This window comes from Micrococcales bacterium, from assembly GCA_009784895.1.
Taxonomy (GTDB): Bacteria; Actinomycetota; Actinomycetes; order Actinomycetales; family WQXJ01; genus WQXJ01.
In genome coordinates, this window is sequence record WQXJ01000086.1 from 1 (window position 1) to 4,580 (window position 4,580).

At 65.4% G+C, this 4,580-nt stretch carries 4 protein-coding genes and 1 tRNA gene; all 5 read left to right on the plus strand.

Annotation, left to right across the window (positions count from 1 at the left end; translation table 11 throughout):
* Positions 1–341 precede the first annotated feature (341 nt).
* The 5 genes from eno to FWD29_09855 all read left to right on the plus strand — a co-directional run bounded on the left by eno (position 342) and on the right by FWD29_09855 (position 4,380).
* The gene (gene eno / locus FWD29_09835; protein ID MCL2804229.1) at positions 342–1,622 is read left to right on the plus strand and encodes a phosphopyruvate hydratase; all 1,281 of its coding nucleotides are present in this window, start codon (positions 342–344) and stop codon (positions 1,620–1,622) included.
* A gap of 324 nt (positions 1,623–1,946) precedes the next feature.
* Complete coding sequence (locus tag FWD29_09840) at positions 1,947–2,462, plus strand: septum formation initiator family protein (GenBank protein MCL2804230.1); 516 nt, start codon at positions 1,947–1,949, stop codon at positions 2,460–2,462.
* A gap of 74 nt (positions 2,463–2,536) precedes the next feature.
* The gene (locus FWD29_09845; protein MCL2804231.1) at positions 2,537–3,142 is read left to right on the plus strand and encodes a DUF501 domain-containing protein; all 606 of its coding nucleotides are present in this window, start codon (positions 2,537–2,539) and stop codon (positions 3,140–3,142) included.
* Positions 3,135–4,112, plus strand: coding sequence for a Ppx/GppA family phosphatase (locus FWD29_09850; GenBank protein MCL2804232.1), 978 nt, complete (start codon positions 3,135–3,137; stop codon positions 4,110–4,112). Before FWD29_09845 ends, FWD29_09850 begins: the two co-directional genes overlap by 8 nt.
* Positions 4,113–4,303: 191 nt before the next feature.
* Positions 4,304–4,380, plus strand: a tRNA-Leu gene (locus tag FWD29_09855).
* Positions 4,381–4,580 lie beyond the last annotated feature (200 nt).

Below are 4,580 nucleotides of genomic sequence, written 5' to 3' on the forward strand. Positions count from 1 at the left end.
TACGATGATCCATGAGTCGAGTCCTTTCAAAACTCTTCGACTTGAAGGCGGCGGGGCACCAGCCCCGCCGCCACTATTGTCCAACCACCAAACCAACCCAGCCAATCACCACATAGTGTCTCGCGTGAAGGCAGTACGGCCTCGGCGGAAAGGGGGCAGACGGGTCATTTTTGCGGCCGGCGGAGGCTGCAGACCGGGACGAATCCTGGCCTGACATCTTGGCTGGACAGTGGCACGGTGAACCGACATCTGATAACCCGCGGCGCACCGGGTTCAAAGCCCGGCCCAAGCGCTACGCTGGTGAACAAAACCGACCACCAACTCAGAAGTAGGAGTGCCCTGTGGCCAGCATTGAACTAGTAATAGCCCGCGAAATCCTCGATTCCCGTGGCAATCCCACCGTCGAAGTCGAAGTTGGCCTGTCGGACGGCGCCTTCGCTCGGGCCGCCGTGCCCTCTGGCGCCTCGACTGGTGCTTTCGAGGCGGTTGAGAAGCGGGACGATGACGCCCCGCGTTACCTCGGCAAAGGCGTCGAGGCGGCCGTCGCGGCCGTCAACGGGGAAATCGCCGCCGAGGTTGATGGCATGGATGCAACCGACCAGCGGCTGGTTGACCAAGCCATGATCGACCTGGACGGGACGCCAAACAAGGGCCGCCTGGGTGCCAACGCCATCCTGGGCGTGTCACTCGCCACCGCCAAGGTCGCCGCTCAGTCAGACGCTCTGCCGTTGTTCCGCTACTTGGGTGGGCCAAACGCCCATGTCTTGCCCGTGCCCATGATGAACATTTTGAACGGCGGCTCACACGCCGATTCCAACGTCGACATTCAAGAATTCATGATTGCGCCGATTGGCGCTCCCTCATTCCGCGAAGCTCTGCGTTGGGGCGCAGAGGTCTACCACGCCCTGAAGTCAGTGCTGAAGGCCAAGGGCCTGTCCACCGGCCTGGGCGACGAGGGTGGCTTCGCGCCGAACCTGCCGTCCAACGCTGACGCTCTGGACGAGATCCTGGCCGCCATTGACAAAGCCGGTTTCAAGGCCGGCGTCGATGTGGCATTGGCACTGGACGTGGCCGCTACCGAGTTTTTCGAGGATGGCGCCTATCAGTTCGAGGGCAAGGCCCAGGACACCGATTTCATGGTCGACTACTACACCAAGTTGATCGCGGACTATCCCATGCTGTCCATGGAAGATCCGCTCAGCGAAGACGAGTGGGACGCCTGGAAGGCCCTGACCGCCGCCATTGGCGACAAGTGCCAAATCGTGGGCGATGACCTGTTCGTGACCAACCCCGAGCGCCTGGCCAAGGGGATTGAGACCGACACAGCCAATGCTCTGCTGGTCAAGCTCAACCAGATCGGCACCTTGACTGAGACCCTCGACGCGGTCGAAATGGCCCAGCGCAACAAGTTCGCAGCCATGGTTTCGCACCGTTCCGGTGAGACCGAGGACACCACCATTGCCGACCTGACCGTGGCAGTCAACGCTGGTCAAATCAAGACCGGCGCCCCGGCCCGTGGCGAGCGCATCAACAAGTACAACCAACTCCTCAGGATCGAAGAGCTGTTGGGCGACGCGGCGGTTTATGCCGGCAAGTCGGCCTTCCCGCGCTTCAAGGCCTGACCGCGGCCTAGGGGCGTGCCAGGCAGCACGCCCTGACGGCAACAATAGGGCTGGTTGCCGCGCTGGCTAGGTGGGGGCTTGATCCCGGCCGGGCCGGCGCGGCCGGGGCCTGCCAAGAGACAGGCCCATACGGGCGGACCGCCCGCGCCACCTGGGATGTGCCTCCGCGGGTGGCGCGGGTGGCTTTGTTTTGGGTGGCTTTGGGCTACCTGCCCGATGCCGCGCGTTGGACCTTTGGCTGTGGGTCCGGGCCTGGCAGTGTCAGGGTTCAGCTGTGCGGCCAGTTGGCTTGGTCGTACGCCGCGGCCTTGGCATGATTGAGCGGTGCGAACACCAAGGCCGGCGGCCCGGCGACCGCAGGGCGCCAAGCGCCTGAGGGTCCAGGCCCAGAAGATCGACGAGGCCCAACGGGCTGAGAAGGTCAAGGCCGGACGCCGGATGCGGATTGGCTTCCAGGTGGTGATTTTGGCCGTGGTGGCCACCATGGCGTTTGTGCTGGTTTTCCCCACCGCCCGGCTCTATTCAGCCCAGCAGGTCGAAAAGGCCCGGCTCGAAGCGGCCCTGGAGGCCGCCAAAGCTGAAGCCGAAGACCTTGAAGCCCAGCTAGCCCGCTGGCAGGATCCGGCGTTCATAAAGGCCCAAGCCCGCCAGCGGCTTTCATACATAATGCCGGGGGAAACCAGCTACCGCGTGGCTGACCCAGAAAACGCCCCCACCTTGCCGGCCGGCCCACCCAGCCCCAGTGTTGCGCCAGAACAGACCTTGAATCAGCAAGATGACGCCAAACCACCTTGGTATTCGCTGATGTGGGATTCGACCGTGGTGGCAGGTAAGCCTTGACCTCGGTCGCGTCGATCGACCAATTGGTGGTCCGCCGTCAGCCAACCTCGGTCAGCCCTGGTGATCTAGATCAGATGCGTCAACAACTGGGCCGTGAGGTCCGCGGTGTGGTCGAGGTGGCGGCCAGGTGCATATGCGGCGCGCCATTGGTGGCGCGCACGGCTCCACGGTTGGAAGATGGCAGCCCCTTTCCCACCACCTACTATCTGACTGAGCCTGGAGCTTGCGCCGGCATCGGGCGGCTGGAAAGCCAAGGTCTGATGGCGCAAATGAACGCTCAACTGGGCCAGGACCCCGCCCTGGCGGCGGCCCATCAAGCCGCCCATCGCGACTACCTGGCCCGGCGGCTCGAGCTAGGTCAAGTTCCCGAGATCGAGGGTGTTTCCGCTGGCGGCATGCCGGATCGGGTCAAGTGTCTGCATGTCTTGGCGGCGCATTCGCTGGCGGCGGGACCGGGCGTCAACCCGCTGGGCGACGCTACGCTGGTGGCGCTATCGCGTTGGTGGCGGCCAGATGTCTGCACCTGTCTTGGCGCCGATGGCGGCGACCGGCCTGGCGTGTCTGCTCCCCGCGGTGGCGGCAAACCCGCCGCTGACGGTGCCCAAGGCGGCGAGGGTGGCCTGGCTGGCTTTCGCGCGGGTGGCAGTTCAGGCGATGACGCAGATGGCCGCGATGACTAGGCCAGGGGTGGTCAGGGCCGCCGGGATTGATTGCGGCACCAACTCGATCCGGTTGTTGATCGCGGATGTCGATGTGGCTGCCGGGCGGTTGACCGACGTCACTCGACTGATGGAAGTGGTCCGGTTGGGTCAGGGCGTCGACCGGACCGGGCACTTCGCCCCCGAGGCCCTGGAACGGACGTTAGCTCAGGTCAAGCGGTTTGGCCGGCTGTGCCAGGAAGCCGGCGTGGGGCCGGTACGGTTTGTGGCGACATCGGCCACACGGGAGGCAGCCAACCGGGCGGTGCTGCTCGACGCTGTCCGCGCCGAGTTGGGGGTCGAAGTCAATGTGGTCGACGGTCTCGAAGAGGCCCATCTTTCCTTCACAGGGGCGCTCAGCGGCCTGGCCGGCCGCTGGCCGGGGCCGTTCTTGTGCGTTGACCTGGGCGGCGGGTCAACCGAGCTGGTCCTAGGCGTGGACGCACCGGTCCAAGCCCACTCCATGGACGTGGGCTGCGTCCGCCTGACCGAGCGGCACTTGCTGAACGACCCGCCAACCGAGGCGCAGGTCTTGGCAGCGGCGGCAGATGTCGACGTGGCCCTCGAGGCGGCGGCCAAGCAGGTCGACCTGGGCCAGACCGGCACCCTGGTGGGTCTGGCCGGGACCATTACCACCGTGACGGCCTTGGCCCTGGGGCTGGACCACTACGACCCGGCCAGGATCGACGGTGCGGCCCTGGGACTTGACCTGCTGCAGACGAGCTGCCGGCGATTGTGGCAGGCATCGCGGGCCGAGCGCGCCGCCTTCGGGTTCATGCATCCGGGCCGGGTCGACGTGATTGGTGGGGGTGCCGTGATCTGGTCGCGGGTGCTGGCCCATGTGTCTGATGCCGTCACCGGCCAAGGCGGGCATCTCGCCCAGGCTGTGACCTCAGAGCACGACATCTTGGACGGGATCACCCTTTCCGCCGCCAGTAGTTCGTCTGCTTGATCCGATGCCGCCAACACTGGGGCCGGCCCGCCCTCAGTCCGGGAGTAGCTCGAAGCGATTCGAGGTTGCCCGGCAAGCTGGGCAATGACCTCTTACCAGCCTCTTTGCCGCGAGACCGAGCTTTCGCATCAGTCCGCCGCCCCTGTCCGGTAGGTTTGATGACGCCTGGTGAGACGCCCCGGCGGCGGCCCGCCCCCGTGGCCCAATTGGCAGAGGCAGCCGGCTTAAAACCGGCACAGTGTGGGTTCGAGTCCCACCGGGGGTACCAGCGGTAATGCCTGGTCGCGGCGTTGGATGAATGCCAGGCAAGCTGCGGTGGCCAGGGTTTTGTCGCGCTTCATGGGATTGTCCTTTGTTCTCTGGGTCGGGTGGCTGGTGCCGGGGGCAGTCATCACCGGCTTTTCCCGACCGCTGTGGCTTTCCGGCGGCCCCTGTTCGGCGGTGAACTCGAACCGCTCCAGAGGCCCA